At 30.1% G+C, this 19,113-nt stretch carries 16 protein-coding genes and 1 riboswitch; of the genes, 14 read left to right on the top strand and 2 right to left on the bottom strand.

Annotated elements, in window-relative coordinates; translation table 11 throughout:
• Nucleotides 1–123: 123 nt before the first annotated feature.
• On the bottom strand, nucleotides 124–888 hold the full coding sequence (locus FGK85_RS11505; protein WP_138206763.1) for a YitT family protein: 765 nt from the start codon (nucleotides 886–888) through the stop codon (nucleotides 124–126).
• Nucleotides 889–1,126: 238 nt separating this feature from the next.
• A riboswitch (cobalamin riboswitch) is annotated at nucleotides 1,127–1,303 on the bottom strand.
• A gap of 305 nt (nucleotides 1,304–1,608) precedes the next feature.
• Here FGK85_RS11505 and FGK85_RS11500 point away from each other — a divergent pair.
• The 7 genes from FGK85_RS11500 (at nucleotide 1,609) to FGK85_RS11470 (ending at nucleotide 7,694) form a co-directional block, all read left to right on the top strand.
• Nucleotides 1,609–3,306, top strand: a complete 1,698-nt coding sequence (locus FGK85_RS11500) for a M3 family oligoendopeptidase (RefSeq protein ID WP_138206761.1) — start codon at nucleotides 1,609–1,611, stop codon at nucleotides 3,304–3,306.
• A gap of 315 nt (nucleotides 3,307–3,621) precedes the next feature.
• The gene (locus FGK85_RS11495) at nucleotides 3,622–4,116 is read left to right on the top strand and encodes a DUF2975 domain-containing protein (protein ID WP_138206759.1); all 495 of its coding nucleotides are present in this window, start codon (nucleotides 3,622–3,624) and stop codon (nucleotides 4,114–4,116) included.
• 12 nt (nucleotides 4,117–4,128) lie between these two features.
• A complete protein-coding gene (locus FGK85_RS11490) occupies nucleotides 4,129–4,338 on the top strand; it encodes a helix-turn-helix domain-containing protein (protein WP_138206757.1) in 210 nt (69 codons plus the stop codon).
• 217 nt (nucleotides 4,339–4,555) lie between these two features.
• Nucleotides 4,556–6,139: a DUF4153 domain-containing protein gene (locus FGK85_RS11485; protein WP_138206755.1), complete on the top strand. Its 1,584-nt coding sequence runs from the start codon at nucleotides 4,556–4,558 to the stop codon at nucleotides 6,137–6,139.
• 170 nt (nucleotides 6,140–6,309) lie between these two features.
• Nucleotides 6,310–6,903, top strand: a complete 594-nt coding sequence (locus FGK85_RS11480) for an NUDIX hydrolase (RefSeq protein ID WP_138206753.1) — start codon at nucleotides 6,310–6,312, stop codon at nucleotides 6,901–6,903.
• A gap of 43 nt (nucleotides 6,904–6,946) precedes the next feature.
• The gene (locus FGK85_RS11475) at nucleotides 6,947–7,303 is read left to right on the top strand and encodes a nucleotidyltransferase family protein (protein ID WP_138206751.1); all 357 of its coding nucleotides are present in this window, start codon (nucleotides 6,947–6,949) and stop codon (nucleotides 7,301–7,303) included.
• Between the two features lies 1 nt (nucleotide 7,304).
• Nucleotides 7,305–7,694 carry a HEPN domain-containing protein gene (locus tag FGK85_RS11470; protein WP_138206749.1) on the top strand — a complete coding sequence of 130 codons (390 nt, stop codon included), beginning with the start codon at nucleotides 7,305–7,307 and terminating at the stop codon, nucleotides 7,692–7,694.
• A gap of 132 nt (nucleotides 7,695–7,826) precedes the next feature.
• Here the strand turns inward: FGK85_RS11470 and FGK85_RS11465 are convergent, their stop codons facing one another.
• Nucleotides 7,827–9,236, bottom strand: coding sequence for an alanine/glycine:cation symporter family protein (locus tag FGK85_RS11465; protein ID WP_396276560.1), 1,410 nt, complete (start codon nucleotides 9,234–9,236; stop codon nucleotides 7,827–7,829).
• Between the two features lie 481 nt (nucleotides 9,237–9,717).
• On the opposite strand from FGK85_RS11465, the gene FGK85_RS11460 reads away from it, so the two are divergent.
• The 7 genes from FGK85_RS11460 to FGK85_RS11430 all read left to right on the top strand — a co-directional run bounded on the left by FGK85_RS11460 (nucleotide 9,718) and on the right by FGK85_RS11430 (nucleotide 18,808).
• Entirely contained in the window at nucleotides 9,718–10,281 is a 564-nt protein-coding gene (locus FGK85_RS11460) for a helix-turn-helix domain-containing protein (protein WP_138206747.1), read from the top strand.
• 187 nt (nucleotides 10,282–10,468) lie between these two features.
• The gene (locus FGK85_RS11455; protein WP_341472483.1) at nucleotides 10,469–11,368 is read left to right on the top strand and encodes a trans-4-hydroxy-L-proline dehydratase activase; all 900 of its coding nucleotides are present in this window, start codon (nucleotides 10,469–10,471) and stop codon (nucleotides 11,366–11,368) included.
• Between the two features lie 2 nt (nucleotides 11,369–11,370).
• Nucleotides 11,371–13,734 carry a trans-4-hydroxy-L-proline dehydratase gene (hypD, locus tag FGK85_RS11450; protein WP_243122863.1) on the top strand — a complete coding sequence of 788 codons (2,364 nt, stop codon included), beginning with the start codon at nucleotides 11,371–11,373 and terminating at the stop codon, nucleotides 13,732–13,734.
• 158 nt (nucleotides 13,735–13,892) lie between these two features.
• Nucleotides 13,893–14,699 carry a pyrroline-5-carboxylate reductase gene (gene proC / locus FGK85_RS11445; protein WP_138206743.1) on the top strand — a complete coding sequence of 269 codons (807 nt, stop codon included), beginning with the start codon at nucleotides 13,893–13,895 and terminating at the stop codon, nucleotides 14,697–14,699.
• A gap of 463 nt (nucleotides 14,700–15,162) precedes the next feature.
• Nucleotides 15,163–16,242 carry a M24 family metallopeptidase gene (locus tag FGK85_RS11440; RefSeq protein ID WP_341472482.1) on the top strand — a complete coding sequence of 360 codons (1,080 nt, stop codon included), beginning with the start codon at nucleotides 15,163–15,165 and terminating at the stop codon, nucleotides 16,240–16,242.
• 235 nt (nucleotides 16,243–16,477) lie between these two features.
• Nucleotides 16,478–17,368 (top strand): DMT family transporter, encoded by an 891-nt coding sequence (locus FGK85_RS11435; protein WP_138206739.1) that lies wholly within the window; start codon nucleotides 16,478–16,480, stop codon nucleotides 17,366–17,368.
• A gap of 21 nt (nucleotides 17,369–17,389) precedes the next feature.
• Nucleotides 17,390–18,808 (top strand): MATE family efflux transporter, encoded by a 1,419-nt coding sequence (locus FGK85_RS11430; RefSeq protein WP_243122862.1) that lies wholly within the window; start codon nucleotides 17,390–17,392, stop codon nucleotides 18,806–18,808.
• Nucleotides 18,809–19,113 lie beyond the last annotated feature (305 nt).

Genomic DNA, 19,113 nt, shown 5'->3' with positions numbered 1-19,113 from the left:
AAGATTTCGTGGGGTAGGGGTAAGTGTATCTATTTTTGCGACCTATCGGTCTGCGGGCTTACCAGCCCTTTAAGTAAATGTAAAAAGATACAATTCCAGTAAAAATAAAATTTTTACTGGAATTTAGGTGCTAAATCTCTGATTATTTAATTCTTTAGTTGTTAATAGGCAATATATAATTTTCTTCTTTTCTCCAGTATAAGCACCCTCGCCGTATAGGTAAGTGGTACCTCTTCCTATTTCAGTCATAATTTTTTTAGATACTTCTTCTGCTTTAGAAGTAACTATCATGACTATTTTCTTTTGATCAAATCCCTCTATGACTTTATCTATTACTAGAGATTTTATATACATTAGGGATACTGTGTATAATGTTAATTTTAAATTTGTAGCAAACACGCCTAGAACTACTATAAGTCCATTTAGTATAAAGTATAAAGTGGACATTTTAGCACCATTTTTTTGTCTTATGATTACAGCTATTATGTCTGTTCCACCTTGGGAAGCTCTATTTCTAAATATGATTCCCATACCTAGTCCACTTAGCACAGCGCCAAATACAGTTGACATTACTAGGTCGTCTATTGATATCAAAGAAGATATATCTTTTGTCAGTACTAAGAAAAGAGACATGGTTAACATTCCTACTAAACTAAAAAATACAAAATCTTTATCTATCTTTTTAAGTCCTAATATAAAAACAGGTATATTTAATATGAATACCCAATAGCCTGAAGGAACATTGGTCATGTATTGAGCTAGTAGTGAGATACCAGCGATTCCTCCGCTTAATAGTTTATGTGGGGAGATAAATATATTTATTGCCAAAGCGTATATTAAACTTCCTAAGCTTACCCATAGTAGTCTTTTAAAATTTTTGATATTCATAAAAATTCCTTCCTTCTTAATTTTTTTGTATGTGCTATTTTCAATTAATTGAAAAATAAAAAAGACCTCTAAGTGAAGTCGTTACAGTAAATAATAGTTAAATAATTAAGAGCTAATCTTATACTGCTAAGAGTAATTTTGCATAGCACAAAATACAGATTTAAGGATTCTATGAATAATCCCATATTATGCTCATAATATTACCACTATATTTCTGTAATCCTTCCCTCCGAAAGATTGTAACAGTAAGTTTTGGGCAGGTCTCCTGGCTCTAGTTTCTTTCTCCTCTTGCCTTCCCGGTTTTAACCAGTGGTTATCAAGATTTGTCCACTATTACAGTAGCGGGGGCTGCTGTGGTTTTTCACCACATTCCCTTTTAATTTCTCTAAAGAAAACCAAAAACTTATTATTTAGTTTTATCTTTATTTCACCTTTATTGTACATCCCTATATTAAGTATGACAATGACCATATTACCTATATTTTGTTCATATACATTGATAATAGGTTAGTATCTCTTTATTTATAATTTATCCTTAAAATTTCAGTCCATTTCATCCATTCCATTAAGGTCTTTATAGTTCCAATAAAAGTCCAATATGCGTGAATTGTGAAAATAATATGAATTTAGCAAAATTAATTATGAATAGAAATTTAAAAAAGGATTTAAATGTGGTAAAATGGTATCATTGTAAAAATTAATAAAGAGGGGGAATATTTTATGCTAAAATTTAAAGATTACCAATATGTAAGACCAGATATGAAAAAAGTAGAAGAAGATTTTACAAAGCTAATTAATAACTTTACACAGGCAGCATCCTTAGAAGAACAAGACAGAATAATGGAAGAAATAAATTCCCTAAGAAGTGAAGTAGAGTCTATGGCAGAATTAGTTGGTATAAGAAATTCTATAAACACAGTGGATGAATTTTATGAAAAAGAAAAAGAGTTTATGGATGAAAATATGCCAGAATATGAAGGATTAATATCTAAGTACTATGAAGCATTAGTAAATTCAAAGTTTAGAAAAGAATTAGAGGAAAAATGGGGGAAACAACTTTTCACATTGGCAGAAATGCAGTTAAAATCTTTTGATCCAAAGATAATAGAGGATCTAAAAGAAGAAAATAAACTAACTACTGAATATGATAAACTTAAGGCTTCAGCCAAGATAATGTTTGAAGGAGAAGAGAGAAATCTATCTCAGCTTGAACCTTTCATACAATCAAAAGATAGGGAAATGAGAAAGAAAGCTTATGAGGCTTCTACTAATTTCTATGTGGAAAATGAAAGCAAGTTTGATGAAATATATGATAAATTAGTAAAAGTAAGAGATAAAATGGCTAAAAAATTAGGTTACAATAATTTTGTGGAACTTGCATATATAAGAATGATGAGATCAGATTACAATGCAGAAATGGTAGCTAATTACAGAAAACAAGTATTAGACTATATAGTTCCTGTAGCTGAAGAATTGAAGGAAAGACAAGCTAAAAGATTAGGATTTAAAGATCTTAAATATTATGATGAACCATTAAAATTCTTAACAGGTAATGCAGTGCCTAAAGGGGATCCTGATTGGATATTAAATAATGGAAAGCAAATGTATAAAGAATTATCAGAGGAAACTAATGAGTTCTTTACATTTATGGTAGAGCATGAGCTGATGGATTTAGTAAGTAAAAAGGGAAAAGCTGGTGGAGGATATTGTACTTTCATAGGTAAATTTAAATCACCATTTATATTCTCTAACTTCAATGGAACTTCTGGAGATGTAGATGTGCTTACCCATGAGGCAGGACACGCATTCCAAGCATATTCAAGTAGAGACTTTAAAGTTCCAGAATACGCATTCCCAACTTATGAAGCTGCAGAAATACATTCTATGAGTATGGAATTTTTCACTTGGCCTTGGATGAAGTTATTCTTTAAAGAGGATGAATTAAAATATAAATTCTCTCATTTAGGAAGTGCTTTAACATTTATACCTTATGGAGTTACAGTAGATGAATTCCAACATTTTGTATATGAAAATCCAGAAGCTACTCCAGAGGAGAGAAAGAAAGCTTGGAGAGAAATTGAGAAGAAATATTTGCCAAGCAAAGATTATGAGGATAATGATTTCTTAAATAGGGGAGGATTCTGGTTTAGACAAGGACATATATTCCAATCACCTTTCTATTATATAGATTATACTTTAGCTCAAGTTTGTGCCCTACAATTCTGGGTTAAGGCTAATGAAAATAGAGAAAAGGCTTGGGAAGATTATTTAACATTATGTAAAGCTGGTGGAAGCAAGTCGTTCTTAGGACTTGTAGAACTTGCTAACTTAAAGAATCCATTCCAAGATGGATGCATCCAAAGTGTTATAGGACCAGTTAAGGATTGGCTAAATAATGTGGATGACAGTAATATGTAATTAATGGGCAATGTAGCAATAAATAATATGCCAATGCTCAATGTACTAATGATCAATGAACAATTTTAGTTTGATAGAATTATAAAAGGCTCACTGTAAGCATTTATGCATCTACAGTAAGCCTTTTTATTATATTTTAAATTTTAAAATCATTTTATTAAGTTTTTGTTTAAATGAAAATTGTATATTGAAAAAAAGTATATTTTTATTGTTTATCAATAAAAATATATTGTTTTTAAAGAATAAATGGTATATAATCACAATAAGCATATATATTAGAATCAATAATAAAGATAAATTTAAAGGAGGCATAAAATGAAGTATTATGAAAAAAAATTTCTATCCAGCATTTTGAAAATAGTACTAGATATATTGCTAGTAGTTGGTATAGGCATGTTTTTATGGATATCTATTAATACCACTGTTAAAGATTATAATTCAATAAACTTAAGCAAAAAAATAATTATATATTCTTTGTTTTTAATTGGAGCTAGTGCACTTATGATTATTTTATATAATTTGAGAAAAATAATGGATTCAGTTATAAAGATGGAACCTTTTGTAAGGCAAAATGTAAAGAGTTTGACAATTATATCTATAAGCTGTTTTACAATTGCCTTTTGTTATCTTATTAATTTTTTCATAAATGTTAAATATGGAAATTATCATTTTATATATATAGATAAGGCAGGTATACACACGGATATGGAATTTTTAATTTTCTTCTTTGCGGGATGTTTTATTTTGGTTTTAGCTAATGTTTTTCAAAAGGCTGTAGAGGTAAAAGAAGAAAATGATCTTACTATTTAAGGAGGAAATCAAATGCCTATTATTGTTAATTTAGATGTAATGATGGCTAAAAGAAAGATATCTTTGTCAGAGCTTTCAGACCAAGTGGGTATAACCAACGCTAATCTATCTATACTTAAAAATAGTAAAGCAAAGGCTATAAGATTTTCTACACTAGAAGCCATCTGCAAAGTTCTTGATTGCCAGCCAGGAGATATTTTGGAATACATGGAAGAAGATTAATAGGTGAAATGTATGTGCGAAAGTTGAGTTAAGTATAAACAGAGCTCTTAGCTTCAGATGGAGTTTTTACTCCAATTGAAGGTTAGAGATCGTTATCCAGGGTATCTCCCACTTTGTTAGAAGTGGGAGTGTTACGGCAGGTAGTCATCGGATAAATTATTAAGAGAAAATTAGTGAGAGGTAAAAATAAATAAGTGAGAGTTTGGAGGGGAAAATCTTGGATAATAGTATAAATGGTGGTCAAAATGAAAATCAAAAAAATGAAAAGCCTAAGGGTCAACTTTATAAATATTTTAGTGGTTTTGGTGATGAGTTTGATAAAGATAACATAAAGTACAAAGCTATAATTTGGTGCTTATTGATAGGGGGGTTGTATGATTATTTTTTCAGAGATTATTCCATTGGAATATCTATGTTTATATATAATATGATTTTTTTAATAGCTGGTATTATCTTGTTATATCCTAAGAGCAATTTAAAAAGAAAGTTTAGCTATATATTTTTAATTCCATATATAGTATTATCTTTCAGCTATACTATTTTTAATAATGTAGAAATGGCATTTTTAAATCTCTTTTTAATTCCTGTGTTAGGAATTGGATATTTTATTTCTATAAGATACAGTAAAAGTGATTTAAATCATATTTTAATAATAAATGTTTTAGACAAGATATTTAAAACTGTTTTTTTGTCCATAACCATTTTTTACAGGTTTTGTGTAGAAGGTTTAAAGGATAAAAAGAAAAATGGACATAAGAAAAGCTATAAAAATCCTAATTTAAGGCATATTTTTAGAGGAATATTAATTTCTATACCTTTGTTGGCGATAATTATATTTTTATTGTCTTCAGCAGATATGGTGTTTGCAGGATATTTTAGTCATGTAGAAGATTTGTTTTTAAATATAACTTTTAAAAACTTTATAGGTCATCTATGCATAATAATGTTAGTCACCATTTATACATTTGGATTATTTCTTAGATTAAATTACGAAGATAAACTTAAAGATGAAAAGAATAGCGAAAGAAAGATTAATTGGGAGGCCCTAACTGTTCTAACTATTATAGTAGTTGTTAATTTTGTTTATTGCATATTTTCTGTAGTTCAATTTTCTTACTTGTATGCAGGGGGAAGAGGTGTATTACCAGAAGGTATTACCTATGCAAAATATGCAAGGAAAGGTTTTTTTGAACTGATAATTGTAACACTTATTAATTTAACTATAGTTTTATTGAGTAAAAAATATGTTAAAGGTAAAAATGCAAAGATAGAGATTTGGTGCAATATTGTTTATAGTATATTGATAGCATTTACTTATAATATGCTATTTTCGGCACATTACAGAATGAATCTTTATGAAGGGGCCTTTGGATATACTAAGCTTAGAATATATGTAGAATTATTTATATTACTACTTTCTTTAATATTTGCAGTGGTAATTTTAGGTATATGGAAGTGTGGAGTTCCTATATTAAAGTACAGCTTTATACTAGCTATAACTATGTATTGTATAATGAATTTTGCTAATTTAGATAAAATAATTGCCAAGAAAAATATAGAAAGATACAAAAGTACTGGGAAAATAGATGTTGAATATATAACTAGTCTTTCCTATGATGCGGCTCCAGAAATAGAAAGACTTTTAAAGGTAAAGGATACTACCATAAGGAAAGAGGTAAAGGATTACTTTAAAAGGCATAAGGAAGAAGCTAATATGAGCTATATGCATTGGCATCAGTATAATTATTACAAAAACAAGGCTAAAACTTATGACATTAGTACAATTGATATGTTTAACTAATGAATATATTTGCTATAATATTATATAAGAATGTGTAATTAGTAATTTAAATAAAATTATTTAAATTTTTATTAATTCTATTTTTGTAGTTATAAAATAAAACTATGTAGGAAGGAAGTGAATATTTTAGCGACTTTGGTAGAGTAAACTCCTTATCGCTAAATATAATTATGGCTAAACCAAGAGTAAAAGATATTAAAATATTAGCAGATACAAAATATTTAAAAATGTATGATGCAGAGTATGTAAATAAAAATGGTGATGATAGAAATTGGTCTATTGCATCTAGAAAAGATTTAAATACAGTGAAAGATAGATTTTTTAATGGAAAAGAGGATAAAATAGACGCTGTAATAATAGTAGCTACTCACGTAGAAGAAAATAAATTAGTTGTGATAAAGCAATTCAGGATACCTCTTAATGATTATGTATATGAACTTCCTGCTGGACTTGTAGATAGTGGAGAAGAATTTGAAGATACCGTGAGAAGAGAATTAAAGGAAGAGACAGGACTTGATTTAGTTGAAATTGATTATGATAATACAAAGGATAAGGCTTATGTATCCACAGGTATGACAGATGAATCTGTGGCAGTGGTTTATTGTACTTGCACAGGAAAAATGTCAAAGGATTATTTAGAAGCAGATGAGGATATAGAGGTTATGCTTTTATCTAAGGAGGAAGCTAAGGAACTTATTAAATCTGATAAGAAAATAGATGTGAAGACCTTACTTTCTATACAAAAATTTCTATGTGAAAGTTAAGTTAATAATATATTAATTTTGTGAGATAGGGGAAAGATCCTATATGAATAAAGATGTTATATATTCATTAGATGAAGACTTAAGGAAAGATATAATTAAAGTTAAAAATTTAATACTTAGTAAATTAGAAAAGCCTAAGATATTTTTATTTGGCTCTATAGCTAAGGGAAATTATTCTAAGTATAGTGATATAGATTTACTTGTTTTGATTCCTTCAAATAAATCCATAAAAGAATTAAGAAGTTTGAGACATGAATTAGAAGATTATATAGAAGATTTAAATATTGAAAGAGATGTGGATATTAAGGTGTATAATGCTAGTAGATATGAAGAGTTATGTCTAGAACCTTGCTTTGAAAAAGATATATTAAAGGATCTTATAGATATAAGGAGTTGGTAGCATGGTGAAGCGAGACATGTTTTATTTTGCTGACATGGATGAAAAATTCATAGAGACTACTAAGAACTGTGAGGGGCTAGAAGATGGAGTTCTTGTGCATTGTCAGCAGTGTATAGAAAAAAATTTAAAGGGAATTATACTAAAAAAATATGGAATGGTAAGCAGGGAACATAATTTAGTGAAATTATTAGAAATTCTTTATTTAGCAGATTATCCTGAGCTAAAAAAGTATAAGGGATTATGCAGGGATTTAAAGGATTTTTATTTCAGCAGAAGATACGCTTCTGATGATTATGAATTTTTAACTACGTCAGAGTATGAAGAATATTTGGAGAAGTTTTATGAATTGTTAAATAGGTTCAAGAAAATAAGACAGGGATTCAGTGAATAAAAATATATTATTTAATAATTTTTAAACCAAAAATAATAAGGAACATTTCAGTTTAACCTAAAATGTTCCTTATTATTTTTTATACTTTATTATTTGATTTCCATTGATATTTATTTTTTGTAGTTATTAAATTTATTCGTCCCAACATTCTACTCCAGTTAATCCTTTTATAGAATTTTTAGTAAACACAGGATCTTTTCTTTGTTTTTTCTGTTTTACATAATCTTTTAATGCTGCGGAGGCAATGCCACCTAATTGAACTATAGCTATTAAATTTATAAGCGCCATCAATCCCATGAATAAATCGGCCATGTCCCAAACCATTTGTATTCCAGTTAATGAACCAAATAAAACCATAAGAATTACACAGGTTCTATATATAAATAGCCAAATTTTATTAGCTTTAATAAATTCAATATTAGTTTCTCCATAGTAGTAGTTTCCTATTATAGAGCTATAGGCAAATAGAAGTATACATGCAGCTATGAATATATTTCCCCAAGATCCTACTTGAGAAGTAAGGGCATTTTGTGTAAGTTGTATACCAGTAAGGCCTTTTGTGTTATAAGCACCAGAAAGAAGTATTATGAAAGCAGTACAGCTGCATATGATAATGGTATCTGTAAATACTCCTAAAGTTTGAATGAAGCCTTGTTTTACTGGGTGAGTAACTTCCGCTGTAGCTGCTGCATTTGGGGCACTTCCCATGCCGGCTTCATTGGAAAAAAGACCTCTTTTTATTCCCATCATTATAGAAGCTCCCATGCCGCCGCCTATTACACCTTTAAAGTCAAAAGCATCGGATAATATAAGTTTAAACATTGTTGGTATGTGATTAGCATTTTTAATTAAAACAAGTAAAGCTACCAAAATGTAAGCAATGGCCATTATAGGAACAAGTATTTCTGCTACTTTTGCAATTCTTGTTACTCCGCCAAAAATTATTAAGGCAGTTAATAAAGCTAAAAATATTCCTACTACTAATTTATTTGCTCCAAAGGCTCCCTGAAAAGCTAAGGATATTGTATTGGCTTGCACAGAGTTAAATACAAGTCCAAAGCATATAGTTATAAATATTGAAAATATAACACCCATCCATCTTTTATTTAATGCTTTTTCCATATAATAAGCAGGACCGCCTCTATAGCCATGTTTATCCCTTACCTTATAAATTTGAGCTAAGGTACTTTCCACAAAACTAGATGCGGAACCTATTAATGCTATTAACCACATCCAAAATACTGCACCAGGACCTCCCATGGATATGGCTATGGCAACACCAGCCAAATTACCAGTACCAACTCTTGAAGCGGTACTTATACAAAAGGCTTGAAATGAAGAAACTCCTTTTTTTCCTTTAGAACAAACTGATTTAGAAGCACCTTCACCTAATAACCTAAACATTTCGCCTACAAACCTAAATTGAACGAATTTACATTTATAAGTAAAATAAATTCCTACAGATATAAGTAATACTATTAGAACATAAGACCAAAGTATATTGTTTCCAAAAGAAATAATATTTTGTAGAGTGTTTATCATATTATTGTATTCTCCCTTCGTGGTTCATTTAATTTCATAAAAATTTTAAAAAAGTAAAATGAATAATTAAGTAGAAAAATATTCAGCGTATAGGAAGATGAGGAATTAATAAGTTTTAGGAATTTTTGAATTAAATTGAGAAATTACGTCAAATATAGGTGTATAAAGAGATTTAACACACGAATTATGTCAAAAAACAATTTTAGTAAATTGTATCAGAAAATTAGATAAAAATCAAATAATTGAATATTCAGAAATTAATTAAAATGAATATAGATGAAATGGACAAGTAATAAGTTTTTCATATTAGAAATATTTTAAAGGCAATTATATGAAAAGTTTTAAACAATATTAAACTTTTTTTATATATGTGAAAAAAAGCGGTAAATTGTAGTGGATAAACAATGGTTAATATAGTATAATTTAATTATAGATAACAAAAGTGTTTTGAAAATGTGAAATATAAGTAGGGGTGAGTTAAATGGCAGTTGATATAGGAGGAAAAATAAAGGAACTTAGAATAAATAAAAATTTAACTTTAAAAGAGTTAAGTGAAAAAGTAGAGCTTTCTATAGGGTTTTTATCTCAATTAGAAAGAGGGCTTACTAATGTTGCAGTGGATTCCTTAGAAAAGATAGCAGAGGCATTAGAGGTAGATTTGTCTTATTTCTTTTCTATACCTAAAAGCAGTAATAAAAATATTTTAAGAAGTTATGAACAGGAGATTTTCCAAGTTACAAATTCTCAATTTATAAATTATCATTTGACTAATGATTTAGAACATAAAACTATGGTGCCAAGGCTTGTTCAAATACTTCCTAGTAATACTGAAGAAAATGTAACTAATTATAATCATGAGGGTGAAGAATTTGTATATGTATTAGAAGGTATACTTACGCTTTTTCTTGATAATGAAAGATATGAACTTTATCCAGGGGACAGTATTCATATAAATTCTACTATTCCTCATAATTGGGCTAACTACACAAATAAATTAGTAAAATTATTGGCAGTTAATACTCCAAATCATTTTAAAAATAAATAAATTTAAATTGTAGCATATGCGCATTAGTGTAGTTAAATTATTATTTAACTGGGCTTTAACACATAAATTTTAAGCTATACATTGGATGAATAGGAATATATAAGCATAAATTTTAATGCTCAATTATTAATGAAGGTTGAAATTATAATATTAGAAATTACTTAATTAATATGAAAGAAGGGAATTGGTGTTGCTAGGTAAGGTTATCAATATACAAAAGTACTCTATACATGATGGCCCTGGTATACGTACTAGCGTATTCTTAAAAGGCTGTCCACTAAATTGCTGGTGGTGTCATAATCCAGAGAGTCAATGTAGTGAAAAAGAGATTTTGTATTGGGAAGACAAGTGCACCACTTGTGGAATGTGCGTAAAAAAATGCCCTAATGGTGCTGTTGAAATAAAAGATGGAAAGATTATTAATCATAGGGATAAATGTACTGCATGTGGAAAATGCATAGATTTTTGTATGAATAATGCAAGGGAAATAAGCGGCAAGGAATATACTGTTGAAGAACTTATGAAAGAAGTGGAAAAAGATACTGTATTTTATGATGAATCTGGGGGAGGAGTTACTTTTTCTGGAGGAGAGCCTTTTTCACAAATGAATTTTTTAGAGGCTTTAGTGGAAGCTAGTAAGAATAAGGGAATTCATGTAGCTATAGATACTACGGGTTTAACATCTTCTGAAAATATTCGAAAAATAGCATCAAAAGCAGATTTGTTTTTATATGATTTAAAATTTATGAATGATGAAGAACATAAGAAGTATACGGGAGTTTCCAATGAATTAATACTTCAAAATTTAAAAATACTTTCAGATATGCAAAAGGAGATTTATGTTAGGATACCTGTGATACCAGGCATAAACGACGGAGAAAACCTAAAGAAAAGTGCAGAATTTTTAAAGGATTTAAATATAACTAAAGTCAATTTATTGCCATATCATAAGTACGGTATGGACAAATATAGTAGGTTGGAAATAGAGTACAAGCTTAAAGAAGAAAAAGAACCAACTAAGGAAGAAATGGACAATATTTTAGAAATGTTTAAAAAATATGGATTAAATGTAAAGATAGGAGGTTAACTATGGTTATGAATGAAAGAGTTAGAAAATTAAGGGAAGAAAGTTTAAAGGCTGTTCCATATATAACAATGGAAAGAGCTGAACTTGTTAATGAAGCGTATAATAAGTATCAAGGCAAAGTACCTACTCCAATACTTAGAGCTTTAGCTTTTAAAAATATAATGGAGAAGAAGAGACTTTGCATAAATCCTGGGGAAATTATAGTAGGAGAAAGAGGAGAAAGACCAGCAGCGACTCCAACTTATCCAGAACTTTGCTGCCACAGTTTAGAAGATCTAGATATTATGGATAAACGTGAAAAAATATCTTTTAAAGTAGATAAAGAAACTAGAAAGATACAAGAAGAAGTTATAATACCTTTTTGGGAAGAAAGATCCATGAGACATATGATTTTTGAAAGAATGACAAAAGAGTGGAAAGAATGCTACGAGGCAGGTATATTTACAGAATTCATGGAACAAAGGGCACCAGGACATACTGTAGCAGATGATAAGATATATCATAGAGGGTTTAAAGAATTTAAAAAAGATATAGAGGAAGCTTTAAACAATATAGACTATGCAAATGATGAAGATGCCTTAAACAAAAGAGATGAGTTAGAGGCTATGAAAATATGTTGTGATGCTATTATAACTTATGGAAAAAGATATTCTAAGTTAGCTAAAGAATTAGCTGCTCAAGAAAGTGATTCTAATAGAAAAGAAGAGCTTTTAAAAATATCAGAAACCTGTAATTGGGTACCGGAAAATGCTCCAAGAACATTCCATGAAGCTCTACAGATGTATTGGTTTGTGCATATAGGAGTAATTTCTGAATTAAACACTTGGGATTCTTTTAATCCAGGAAGATTGGATCAGCACTTATATCCATTCTACAAAAGACAGTTGGAAGAAGGAACTATTGACAGAGAACGAGCAAAAGAGTTACTTCAACTTTTCTGGGTTAAGTTTAATAACCAACCAGCACCACCAAAGGTAGGAATAACTTTGGCAGAAAGTGGAACCTATACGGATTTTGCGAACATAAACAGCGGTGGTTTGACTAAAGAAGGAAGAGACGGAGTTAATGACGTAACTTACATGGTTTTAGAAGTTATAGATGAGATGAGACTTTTACAACCAAGTTCTAATATTCAATTGAGCAAAAAAAATCCAGATAAATTTTTAAAGAAAGCTTGTGAAATTGTAAGAAAAGGCTGGGGTCAGCCATCTATATTCAATGCAGATGAAGTTATATCTGAAATGTTAAGAGCGGGAAAAACTTTAGAAGATGCCAGATGTGGAGGAACTAGTGGGTGTGTAGAAACAGGAGCTTTTGGTAAAGAAGCTTATATATTAACTGGATACCTAAATCTTCCAAAGATATTAGAAATAACTTTAATGAATGGAAAGGACTATTTAACAGGAAAGCAAATAGGACTACAAACGGGAGATGCTTCAGAGTTTAGCAGTTATGAAGAGTTGTTTGAGGCCTTTAAAAAGCAACTTCATCACTTTGTGGAAATAAAAATTAAGGGAAATAATGTTATAGAAAAATTATATATGGAGTACATGCCAGCACCTTTCTTATCAATAATTATTAGTGATTGTATCAAAAGAGGAAAGGACTATAATGCAGGAGGCGCAAGATATAATACAAATTATATCCAAGGTGTAGGTATAGGAACTATATCCGATAGTTTAGCAGCTATAAAATATCAAGTGTTTGACAAAGAAAATATAACAATGAAGGAGCTTTTAAAGGCTTTGGAAGATAATTTTGAAGGTCATGAACTTGTACGTAATTTAGTGTTTAATAAATCACCTAAGTATGGAAATGATGATGACTATGCAGATGACATAATGAGAGAAATATTTGAAGCTTATTATGAAGAAGTTACAGGAAGAAAGAGTATGAAGGGTGGACATTATAGGATAGATATGCTTCCAACTACATGTCATGTATACTTTGGTTCTGTTATGGGTGCTTCTGCAGATGGAAGAAAGGCAAGGGAGCCACTTTCAGAGGGAATATCTCCATCTAAGGGTGCTGATAAATTAGGACCTACAGCTGTTATAAAATCAGCTGCTAAAATGGATCATATTAAGACTGGAGGAACATTATTAAATCAAAAATTTACTCCTAAAGTTTTAGATGGCGAAGAGGGCATAAATAGTCTATTAGGTCTTGTAAGAGCTTACTTTAAACTAGATGGTCATCATATTCAATTTAATGTGGTAGATAAGAGTACTTTACTTGATGCTCAAAAACATCCAGAAAATTATAAAGATCTTATAGTTAGAGTTGCTGGTTATAGTGATTATTTTAATAATTTAAATAAGGACTTACAGGATGAAATTATAAATAGAACGGAACAAAATATTTAATTATAGAAGAGTTGTGCCGCCTAATTGTAAGTGTAATTGGGTGGCAGTAGGTCAAAAGCTAAGGAATATTTAAAATGTAAATAGACATAAGTAATAAATGATTTTAATTTGACAAGTTAAAATGATTTTAATTTATATTTTGAAAGGGGATTATTAGGATGAATAAGATAATTGGATTTATAGGTTGCGGCAATATGGGTGGAGCCATGATGGCAGGACTTATAAAGGCTGGAATATCAGCTCCAGAAAATATTATAGTTGGGGATTTGAATGAGAAGAGATTAGAAGAAACTAAAAAAGAATTTGGAGTTAGGGTAACTACAGATAACAGAGAAGTAGCAAAGGAAGCAGACATACTTATATTATCAATAAAACCAAACATATATAAAGTAGTTATAGATGGTTTAAAGGATTCGGTTAAGGAAGATGTAGTTGTAATAACTATAGCTGCGGGAAAGGGAATAAAAGAAACTGAAGAATTATTTGGAAGAGATATTAAGGTTATAAAAGTAATGCCAAATACTCCTGCATTAGTTGGAGAGGGAATGGCGGCTTTAGCTCCAAATAATAAGGTGACAAAAGAAGAACTTCAGGAAGCTGTTAGCATGTTTGAAAGTTTTGGGCAAGCAGAAATATTGGATGAAAAATATATGGATGCTGTTACAGCAGTAAGTGGTTCATCACCTGCTTATGTATTTATGTTTATTGAAGCTATGGCAGACGCAGCAGTATTGGAAGGAATTCCAAGGGATAAAGCTTACAAAATGGCTGCACAAGCAGTTTTAGGTTCAGCTAAGATGGTTTTAGAAACAGGAAAACATCCAGGAGCTTTAAAGGACATGGTATGTTCTCCAGGAGGAACAACTATTGAAGCAGTGGCAGCTTTAGAAGAAAGAGGATTTAGAAGTGCAGTTATAGAAGCTATGAGAGTTTGTGCAGATAAATCTAGAGAAATGTCTAAGTAAGTAAAATTTATAAAGAATATGCACTGGGCTTAAGGATATGCTTAGAGATATGTGATATTAATTAAAAATAATAATATGCAAAGAGTAGATAACAAATATTGTTCATTTTTAGCTTTAAGTGTGATGAACAATATTTGTTATTTGAATTTTTATTTTCATATTGTGTTTTGAAAGTGGTTATAAAAGAAGTAAAAAATAAAGTGAGAAGTGAGAAGTAAGAATTGATAATTGACAATTGACAATTAAGAATAAAGTAAGAAGTGAGAAGTGAGAATTGACACTTGACAGTTGACAATTGAGAATTAAGTAAAGAAGTAAGGGGTAAGAGGTAAGGAGTAAGAAGTTACAGTTGAGAATTAAATAAGTAAAGAAGTGAAAAGGTGAAAAATAGTAAGTGAAAATTTACGGGTTATAGGAATAATGGGATAGGTTTGAAGAGTATAAGGAATGGGGGATGGTGATTGTGAAGATACGTAATAGAATAGAAAATCTTCTAGTTGAAATGAAAAAATGTGGTATGGATGGCCTTTTTTTAATGAGAGAAGCTAATGTAAGGTATATAAGTGGATTTACTGATTCTGATTCATATGTTTTAATAACTGAAAAAGGCAATTTTTTCATAACGGATGGAAGATATACGGAACAAGCCGAAAAGCAGTGTCCAGATTATAAAGTTATAAAATGGGGTAAACCTGTGGGAACTTTAGGCGATACTGTTAATAACATAGCTAAGGATTTAGGATTAAAGTCTATAGGATTTGAAAAGGACAAAATGACCTATGCCCTTTATGAGGATTTTAAGGCTAAGTTAGAAGCTGTAGAATTAGTGCCAACTTTAGGATTGGTTGAAAAGTTAAGATATGTTAAGGATGAAGAGGAAATATCTAATATAAGAGAAGCTTGCAGAATTGCAGATGTGGCCTTTGAAAGGATATTGGACTTTATAAAGCCAGGTATCAGTGAAAGTGAAGTGGCATTGGAGCTGGAATATTGTATGAGAAAAGAAGGAGCTTCAAGTGTTGGATTCGACACTATTTTGATATCTGGTAGTAAAACATCACTTCTTCATGGAAAACCAGATAATAAAATTATAGAAGATGGAGATCTTATAATTTTGGATTATGGAGCTTTGTATAACGGATATATTTCAGATATGACAAGAACTATAGGTATAGGTCATTTAGATGATAAGAAAGTGGAAATATATAATTTGGTAAAAAAGGCACAACAACAAGGGCTGGAGACTGTTAAAGCTGGAGAATGTGGAAAAACAGTAGATGATAAAATAAGAAGTGTAATAAAGGATTATGAAGACTATTATTATGCTGGAATAGGACATGGTGTTGGAAGAGAATTACATGAGGAACCATTCCTAGGTAAATACTGTAATAGAATTCTTCAAGAAAATTGTGTTATTACAGTTGAGCCTGGTATTTATATACCTGGTTGGGGCGGAGTTAGAATAGAGGATACTATTGTAGTTAAAAAAGATGGTTATGAAAGACTTACTAATTCAACAAAGGAATTAATAATATTAAAATAGAACTATATGTATAGGATTGTGCATATTTAAATTAAAAAATAATTTAGAACTTAAAATTTGTAATTCGGTCCGTGAAACCTCGTATTCTTGTGGGCTAGTATGCAAGGGCTTTACGTTATCAGGGTTCGATGTACCCACAACGTAATATTAAATTTTGATTTTAAATATATCTCTAAATTGTTTTATATGTAAAACTTAAGTTAAGTATAATAAGTATAATAGGAGAGAATTTTATATGACAAAAATACAAAAAAGAAAAAATTTGATGGCAGATTTATCCCTTCTTTTTGTGGCAATGTTATGGGGTGGAGGGTTCGTAGTTGTTAAAGATGCCCTTAATTCAATAACTCCTTTTTACATAATGGCTATGAGATTTAGCTTATCTTTTTTACTCATGTGTTTAGTGTTTTGGAAAAGAGTTAAAAGGATTGGTAAAAAAGATTTGATAGGTGGAAGTGTAATAGGTATATTTTTATTTTTAGCTTTTGCATTTCAAACTATAGGTATTCAATATACTACAGCAGGAAAACAAGCTTTTCTTACAGCTGTATATGTGGTGGAAGTTCCTTTCTTGTGTTGGATTGTTATTAAGAAAAAACCAGATAATTATTCCATTATTGCAGCTTTTTTAGCCTTTTGTGGCATTGGAATGTTGACTATGCAAGGAAGCTTAAAAATTAATTTAGGAGATGCACTTACACTTATATGCTCCATATTTTTTGCAGCTCAAATAATAGCTATAGGTTTTTATGCGGAAAAAATAGATCCAATAGTACTTACAATAATTCAATTTGGGGTAGCGGCAATTTTATCATATATTTTTGCTTTAATATTTGAGCCTAAATTAGCGCATTTAAATACTAATGCTGTATTATCAATAGTTTATTTAAGTTTATTTAGTACATTAATAGCTTTTCTTGTGCAAAATATTGCCCAAAAATATACATCTTCAACTCATGCAGCAATAATACTTTCATTGGAGTCATTCTTTGGATGCTTATTTGGAGTTATATTTCTTGGAGAAAATCTTACATTTAAAATAATAATAGGATGTATACTTATTTTCTTATCTATATTAACCGCAGAAACTAGATGGGATTTTTTAAAGAAAAAGCATAAAAGTTAACTTTATTTACGGAATGGGGAGGTGAATTGTTGCTATATAGATTTTTATAGTCTAGTGGCAACGGGATTGAAAGTGGAGATATGTAGGGAAAAGGAAGAATTAAAAGAAATAAGGAAAAAGATTTTTTATTTAATATTGCCTATAACGTTAGAAAGTATACTAGAAATGTCTGTAGGACTTTTTTCTATGGCTATGGTAGGCAGACTTGGGGAAATTGCTATAGGTTCTATAGGGATAGGTTCTAGAATTGCAAATATTGTCTGGGCAATTTTTAAAGGCATAACCATAGGAGCAGGAGTTTTTGTAGCTCAAGCCTATGGGGCAAAAAAGATGGATAAATTAAGGAAAGTAATACAGCAGACAATACTTTCATCATTGATATTAGTTATAGTAATACAGCAAATTATATTTTGGAATGCGTCTAAGATTTTGTCAATATTTAAGCCTGATGCGGTACTTTTAAGCAATGCAACACAGTATTTGAGGATAGTTTCTTTTGGATTACCTTTTTTAGCTATAATGCTAATAGCTATTTCAGTGCTCCAAAGCATGGGGGATGCAAAAACTCCATTTTATATGGCTTTGGTTATGAATGTGGTTAATATTGGTTTTGGATTCCTGTTTATATTTGGAAAATTAGGATTTCCCAAGCTTGGACTTAGAGGGGCCGCAGTGGCTACAGTATTAGCACAATTTGTAGGCTTCTGTATGGCATTCTATGTTTTTTTTAGAAATAATGGAATATTAAATCCTCTTTTAAATAAGAATTTTTTTCAACTTAATTTACAGGAAGTAAAAAATATTTATAGGGTGGGAATTCCTTCTTCCATGGAATCGTTATTTTGGCAGCTATCAGCTATAATTCTTACTAGAATAATGCTTAAATACGGAAATACTGTATTTGCTGCATATCAATTGGGACTTCAAGCGGAATCTATTTCATTTATGCCTGCAGCAGGATTTGGTATAGCAGCTACTACTTTTATAGGGCAATGTGTTGGTGCTAAGGATGGAGAAAAAGGAAAAAAATATTTAAAAGAAATAATGAAAGGTTCCATGATGATAACAACATTAACCACAATTCTTCTAGTGTTTTTCCCTCATGGAGTTCTTAGAATGCTTACGGATAAAGAAAATATAATAGTTTTAGGAGTTAAATATTTAATAATAATGGGGGTTGTACAAGCAGCTCAAAACGCCTCCGGAGTTTTAAATGGGGCATTAAGAGGAGCTGGATACACAAAGGTTCCTATGATTGTATCAGGTATAGGACTTTGGTGTATTAGAATACCGGCTTCACTATTTTTAGCGTACATATTAAATACTAATATAGTTATGGTATGGATAGCTATGGGGATCGATTTGGTAATAAGATTCTTCCTAAGCCTTTATTTGTATAGGAAGAAAGATATATATAATACGGAGACGGTTTTAGAATAAGATTTTTATAATTTAGCGTTCCAGAAGTTTAGCGCTTAAAAATTTTTGGGGCGTGAGCCCGCTGATTTATAATGAATGATTGAGGGTTAGGTTAAAAACCATAAATTCTGATTTTTGCTGGAAATTTTAGAGAAAAAATTTGCATAATAAAAGCATCCTTTTTATAATAGTTTTGACAAGAAACCAACTTAAAAAGGATGCTGATAAAATGAGTAAAAGTTATTTAAAACAATTACTTACTTATATTAATAAGGTATACGATATAGGTGAAAAAATCAATAACTTAAAAGATAAAAGAATAAAAT

The organism is Haloimpatiens lingqiaonensis, from assembly GCF_901447495.1.
GTDB lineage: Bacteria > Bacillota > Clostridia > Clostridiales > Clostridiaceae > Haloimpatiens > Haloimpatiens lingqiaonensis.
This window is presented reverse-complemented; position numbering and strand designations above follow the sequence as displayed.

Bases quoted from the DNA above. Each gene is read 5' to 3' on its own strand.
- FGK85_RS11505 (WP_138206763.1), bottom strand. From the start codon at position 888: ATGAATATCAAAAATTTTAAAAGACTACTATGGGTAAGCTTAGGAAGT.
- FGK85_RS11470 (WP_138206749.1), top strand. From the start codon at position 7,305: ATGGTGAAGCGAGACATGTTTTATTTTGCTGACATGGATGAAAAATTC.
- FGK85_RS11435 (WP_138206739.1), top strand. From the start codon at position 16,478: ATGACAAAAATACAAAAAAGAAAAAATTTGATGGCAGATTTATCCCTT.
- proC (WP_138206743.1), top strand. From the start codon at position 13,893: ATGAATAAGATAATTGGATTTATAGGTTGCGGCAATATGGGTGGAGCC.
- FGK85_RS11495 (WP_138206759.1), top strand. From the start codon at position 3,622: ATGAAGTATTATGAAAAAAAATTTCTATCCAGCATTTTGAAAATAGTA.
- FGK85_RS11460 (WP_138206747.1), top strand. From the start codon at position 9,718: ATGGCAGTTGATATAGGAGGAAAAATAAAGGAACTTAGAATAAATAAA.
- FGK85_RS11465 (WP_396276560.1), bottom strand. From the start codon at position 9,236: ATGATAAACACTCTACAAAATATTATTTCTTTTGGAAACAATATACTT.
- FGK85_RS11475 (WP_138206751.1), top strand. From the start codon at position 6,947: ATGAATAAAGATGTTATATATTCATTAGATGAAGACTTAAGGAAAGAT.
- hypD (WP_243122863.1), top strand. From the start codon at position 11,371: ATGGTTATGAATGAAAGAGTTAGAAAATTAAGGGAAGAAAGTTTAAAG.
- FGK85_RS11500 (WP_138206761.1), top strand. From the start codon at position 1,609: ATGCTAAAATTTAAAGATTACCAATATGTAAGACCAGATATGAAAAAA.
- FGK85_RS11490 (WP_138206757.1), top strand. From the start codon at position 4,129: ATGCCTATTATTGTTAATTTAGATGTAATGATGGCTAAAAGAAAGATA.
- FGK85_RS11480 (WP_138206753.1), top strand. From the start codon at position 6,310: ATGGCTAAACCAAGAGTAAAAGATATTAAAATATTAGCAGATACAAAA.